5 protein-coding genes are annotated in these 4,940 nt (G+C 55.8%); 3 read left to right on the top strand and 2 right to left on the bottom strand.

Translation table 11 applies throughout. The features are described 5' to 3' along the window. Positions 1–142: 142 nt before the first annotated feature. Positions 143–1,249: an NADH:flavin oxidoreductase/NADH oxidase gene (locus PMI38_RS20920; RefSeq protein WP_008098359.1), complete on the bottom strand. Its 1,107-nt coding sequence runs from the start codon at positions 1,247–1,249 to the stop codon at positions 143–145. A 366-nt stretch (positions 1,250–1,615) separates the two neighbouring features. Between PMI38_RS20920 and PMI38_RS26775 the strand changes: the two genes are divergently transcribed. From PMI38_RS26775 to PMI38_RS27140, 3 genes are all read left to right on the top strand, one after another. After that, the gene (locus PMI38_RS26775) at positions 1,616–2,191 is read left to right on the top strand and encodes a 2OG-Fe(II) oxygenase (protein ID WP_081502565.1); all 576 of its coding nucleotides are present in this window, start codon (positions 1,616–1,618) and stop codon (positions 2,189–2,191) included. A gap of 3 nt (positions 2,192–2,194) precedes the next feature. After that, positions 2,195–3,058, top strand: coding sequence for a hypothetical protein (locus tag PMI38_RS26770; protein WP_008098357.1), 864 nt, complete (start codon positions 2,195–2,197; stop codon positions 3,056–3,058). Between the two features lie 74 nt (positions 3,059–3,132). After that, positions 3,133–3,639, top strand: coding sequence for a hypothetical protein (locus PMI38_RS27140; protein WP_157214881.1), 507 nt, complete (start codon positions 3,133–3,135; stop codon positions 3,637–3,639). Between the two features lie 76 nt (positions 3,640–3,715). Here PMI38_RS27140 and PMI38_RS20915 read toward each other — a convergent pair. Further along, on the bottom strand, positions 3,716–4,940 hold a 1,225-nt coding region (locus tag PMI38_RS20915; RefSeq protein WP_008098354.1), incomplete at its 5' end, for a DHHA1 domain-containing protein.

The raw sequence follows: 4,940 nt of genomic DNA, 5'->3' as shown, positions 1-4,940 counted from the left end.
ACAAGGCTGGCAACCATGGCCTATCAGGCAGAGGTACGTTGCAACAAATGTAGGAGCGGCTTTAGCCGCGATGCGCCGCGCGGGCGGCGCTCGATTTCAACCACACCACACGACTATCGCCAAGCACCCCAGCCCACCACTCCTAATCCCGCAAATCGGACTCATGAATCGGATTCGCCCGACTGGTGGCACGTTGGTACTGCGCCGGCCAGGTCGCCTTGTTGCCGCCCAGGTCGTCATCGGCATGCAGCGGCCAGTACGGGTCGCGCAGCAGTTCACGGGCCAGGAAGATGACATCCGCCTGCCCGGTACGCAGGATGTGTTCGGCCTGGGCCGGTTCGGTGATCATGCCCACCGTGCCGGTGGCGATTTCCGATTCCTTGCGCACGCGCTCGGCGAAGCGGGTCTGGTAGCCGGGGCCGGTGGGGATCTCGGCATTGACCGAAGTACCGCCCGAGGACACATCGATCAGGTCGACCCCGAGCGCGCGCAGGCGACGGGCCAGTTCGACGGTTTCGTCCGGGTTCCAGCCATCTTCCACCCAATCGGTCGCCGAAACCCGAACGAACAGCGGCAACTCCTGGGGCCAGATCTTGCGCACCGCCTCGGTGACTTGCAGGGTCAGGCGGATACGGTTTTCGAAACAGCTGCCGTACTCGTCGCGGCGCTGATTGCTCAACGGCGAGAGGAACTGGTGCAGCAGGTAGCCATGGGCGGCATGGATCTCGACCACCTTGAAACCCGCCTGTAGCGCCCGTTCGGTGGCAGCAACGAACGCGCTGACAACGTCCTGGACTTCGTCCTTGGTCAATTCACGCGGGGCGGTGTGCTGCGGGTCGAAGGCAATCTTCGAGGGCCCCACGGGCTGCCAGCCCCCCTCATCGAGCTTGACGCTGCCTTGCTTGCCCAGCCAGGGCCGGAAGGTGCTGGCCTTGCGCCCGGCGTGGGCCAGCTGGATGCCCGGCACGGCGCCCTGGGCGGTGATGAAACGGGTGATGCGCTGCAACGGGGCGATCTGTGCATCGTCCCACAGGCCAAGGTCTTCGGCGGTGATACGGCCATCGGCGGTCACCGCCACCGCTTCAGTGATGACCAGACCGGCACCGCCCACGGCGCGGCTGCCCAGGTGAACGAGGTGCCAGTCGTTGGCCAGGCCATCGACGGCGGAATACTGGCACATTGGCGAAACCGCGATGCGGTTGGGCAGGGTTAGCTGACGCAGGGTGTAAGGCTCGAGCAGCAGGCTCATGAGGGCACCTCCCAAGGACTCCAATGGTGATCCGGCCCGGACACTCATGCACGACGCTGGTCCGGTATCGGTCATTAATCAGACTAGACCAGAATGCTTACGGCCGTAGCTCCGCTAGTAAACCAATCCTAAAAACTCCCGTTAAAAACCAATATTTTCAACGATTTATACTCACTTCTATTGCCTACTTGGAAATATCCTACACGTAACTTCCTAAAGCTCTACATCTGCTTGGGAAATTCTTTTCAAACGGAATCCCTCACTCCCTACTTCCGAAAAAAGCCAAAACACTTAAATTTCACAAGCCGTATCTGCGACCAGCTACAACCACACGACTCCAAACACAAACCCAAAAGAACCAACTCAATGAAAGCTGAGCAAATAGAAATCATAGATGAAGCGATCAGCAGTGACGAGCAAGACCAAATCACACATGCATTATCAAACGCAACATGGAGGCTGGACTGGCCTATAAACTCAACTCCTTTTGCACGGCCCTGCTGGCACTTCTTCATTGCTGGCAGCAAGCGCTCATCGTTCGAATCATGCGAAGAAGAGCTAATAAATAATAATGAATGGGCTTTTTTAGCTGCCATCTGGCAGCGCTTAAAAGATAAAAAATTAAAAAACACCACCTTACTAGGCGTCTACGCAAATGGCCAAACATTTGGGCAGGACAGTCCTATCCATAGAGATAACCGGGCGAGCAAGCCAGGAAAAACCGCTGTCCTGTTCTGTAATGACTATTGGTCAATCTCCTGGGGAGGAGAGTTAATTCTTTTTAACGAAAGCAAAAAAGACATCATCCACTCAATACCACCCAGATCTGGTCGCATCGTCATTTTTGATGGTCAAATTCCACACAGGGCAAGATCCCCCGCTATTGATTGCACTCAATTACGAACCACCATCGCCTTCAAAACAATTAACAAGGAAGCTTAACCCATGACTACACGCATTGAATTATTCGTAGCAGTAGTGGATGGAGTTGCAAAGCCTGTCAATCAAACGGCAGGTGCCGCAGCGATTCATGGACAGTTCAACACCGACCAAAAAGGATTTTCCCTTGTCGTTCAAACAACACAAACAGCTTCCGCGATTGCCTCCGTCTTATCAGTCTCTCAACTGACCACTGGCGCCGTGCCCTTTATAAATATTGTTACCAATACTCTAGCCGGCAGCGTCACCTTCCTGAAAATTGTTGCTGAGTACAAATCAGACGCAACCTTCAATACAGGAGACTTAGTCACCCTCACTGGAAACGCTGCAGGGGTCATTGCTTCCTTCGCCATTTTGGCGGGAGCTCCTTACGCCGGGGCTGCATTCACTGCTGTAGCAGTCGCCACTGCTTTAGCTGGCATTTATGATTCAAGCTTGGCAAAAGCCATCCACAACAAGATAGCACCGATCTTTCCTAATATTTACAATTATGACTCCACAGGCGTGCATGACACACCCTTCATTGCACCTGACCTGACACTTGCACCAGCAAATGCAATCATGCTCAATCACCAGAGCTTGATAGCCACGGTGAACTGGAACCCTGACACTTCAGAGGTAACATTAGGCACAAGGATCCTAAGACCTTTAGATGACACCACACTCATGGGCCCCTCTGGGGGATCAAGCAGTTCGGTACCTAGTTTTAGGCCCACTATATCTCCAGATGGCGCCTCCATTACAATGATCATCGAAAGTCTTAATGGTGTAAAATCTCCAGACCCGGCACCATCTTTAACAACGCCTATCGACGAAAAGCAAGATAGCTATGCGTGCTGTAACGGCGCGCAACAGGATCAATACTTTTAAGCACAACCCTAACATCTAACCGAAGACAACTGATCAAAGCTAATATGCTCACTTGGCGTTCCTGGCTGAATCTAATGCAATCACTCTCTCACCGCGACCAAGTAAAATCTCTTTTACTTAGCGGATTGCTTCTCATTACATTGAGCGCAGGATTTTCATTCAACCTACAAGAAAAACCCATTCCCAACGAGAGACGATTGTTACGACTTCCCGCCTCATCAATCTCGAAAGTCGAGACGTGGAAAAATGATAAGCTGCTTTACACTTATCTAATCAGATACAGAACGCCAGACGGTCAGACCCACACTGCGCGCAGTTATGCAGAAAAAATTTATTATGAGGCATCCAACCTAAACTCTACTCCGGTCCTTTTCATCGACATCGAGAACACGATAACCGGACCGAGCATCAAGCGCGTAATCACCACAGGCGGCATTTTCCTATACGACCCCCTATTGGAAGCACGGGTGATCAATACCTTAAATGGAGAAACCATAACCGCCATAACAAGCTTCTTTATTATGGGTGTTTTGTTTCTCTTAGGAGCCGGGGCGGTGAAGTACCGCACTTCAAAAAACTGATCACCGCTTCATTCAAACCAGAGAAAACTCATTCATTGGACCGCCCCTGCTAAAGGCAAAATGAGATGAAAAAACTTCAGCGCGGCTCCATGTGGGCAATCATCAGCTGCACGCTTTCGTTACCCCGAAACTCGTTCACATCCAGCTTGTAGGCCAACTCCACCCAACGCACGGTCGGGTTCGGCCATACCTCGCGGTCGATGCCAAAGGCGATGCCATCCAGGCGCACCGAGCCACATTCGCTCTTGAGCACCACCTTCAGGTGCCGCTCACCCACCACACGCTGCTCCACCAGCTGGAACACGCCATGGAACAGCGGCTCGGGGAAGTGCTGGCCCCAAGGCCCGGCGTGGCGCAGGGCCTTGGCCAGGTCGAGGTGGAACTCCTCAACGGCCAGGCTGCCGTCCGACAGCAGGCGCCCGGTCAGGTCTTCTTCGCGCAACTGGCGCCGCACTTCTTCGTCGAACGCCTCGGCAAACGCCGGGAAGTTGCCTTCGGGCAAGGACAACCCCGCCGCCATGGCATGCCCGCCGAACTTGCTGATCAGCTGCGGGTGGCGCGCTGCCACCGCGTCCAGTGCATCGCGGATATGAAAGCCCGGCACCGAACGCGCCGAGCCCTTGAGCATGCCGTCACCGGCATCGGCAAAGGCGATGGTCGGCCGGTGGTAACGCTCCTTCAGGCGCGAGGCGAGAATGCCGATCACACCCTGGTGCCAGTCGGCATCGAACAGGCACAGACCATACGGCATGGATTCGACCGGCAAATCCTTGAGCTGGGCCAGGGCCTCGCGCTGCATGCCTTGCTCGATCGACTTGCGGTCCTGGTTCAGGTCATCCAGCTGCTGGGCCATGTCCTGGGCCAGCGCCTCGTCCTCGCACAGCAGGCATTCAATACCCAGGCTCATGTCGTCCAGGCGCCCGGCAGCGTTCAACCGTGGGCCGAGGATGAAACCGAGGTCGGTGGAGGTAATGCGCCGATGATCGCGACGCGCCACTTCCAGAATGGCTTTCAGGCCAGGCCGTGCGCGGCCCGCGCGGATGCGCTCCAGGCCCTGGTGCACCAGGATGCGGTTGTTGGCATCCAGCGGCACCACGTCGGCGACACTGCCCAGGGCCACCAGGTCGAGCAGCTCGCCGATGTTCGGCTGTGGCTGCGTCTCGTAGCGCCCCAGGCTGCGCAAGCGCGCCCGCAAGGCCATGAGCACATAGAAGATCACCCCGACGCCCGCCAGCGACTTGCTGGGGAACGCGCAGCCCGGCTGGTTCGGGTTGATGATGGCGTCGGCCTGCGGCAGTTGC

The organism is Pseudomonas sp. GM84, assembly GCF_000282535.1.
Taxonomy (GTDB): Bacteria; Pseudomonadota; Gammaproteobacteria; order Pseudomonadales; family Pseudomonadaceae; genus Aquipseudomonas.
Note: the sequence above shows the minus strand (reverse complement) of the source record. Positions and strands in the feature narration are given on the sequence as shown.

What these genes read in the sequence shown, in the direction of transcription:
- PMI38_RS26770 (WP_008098357.1), top strand. Translation starts at nt 2,195, where the DNA reads ATGACTACACGCATTGAATTATTCGTAGCAGTAGTGGATGGAGTTGCA.
- PMI38_RS20920 (WP_008098359.1), bottom strand. Translation starts at nt 1,249, where the DNA reads ATGAGCCTGCTGCTCGAGCCTTACACCCTGCGTCAGCTAACCCTGCCC.
- PMI38_RS27140 (WP_157214881.1), top strand. Translation starts at nt 3,133, where the DNA reads ATGCAATCACTCTCTCACCGCGACCAAGTAAAATCTCTTTTACTTAGC.
- PMI38_RS26775 (WP_081502565.1), top strand. Translation starts at nt 1,616, where the DNA reads ATGAAAGCTGAGCAAATAGAAATCATAGATGAAGCGATCAGCAGTGAC.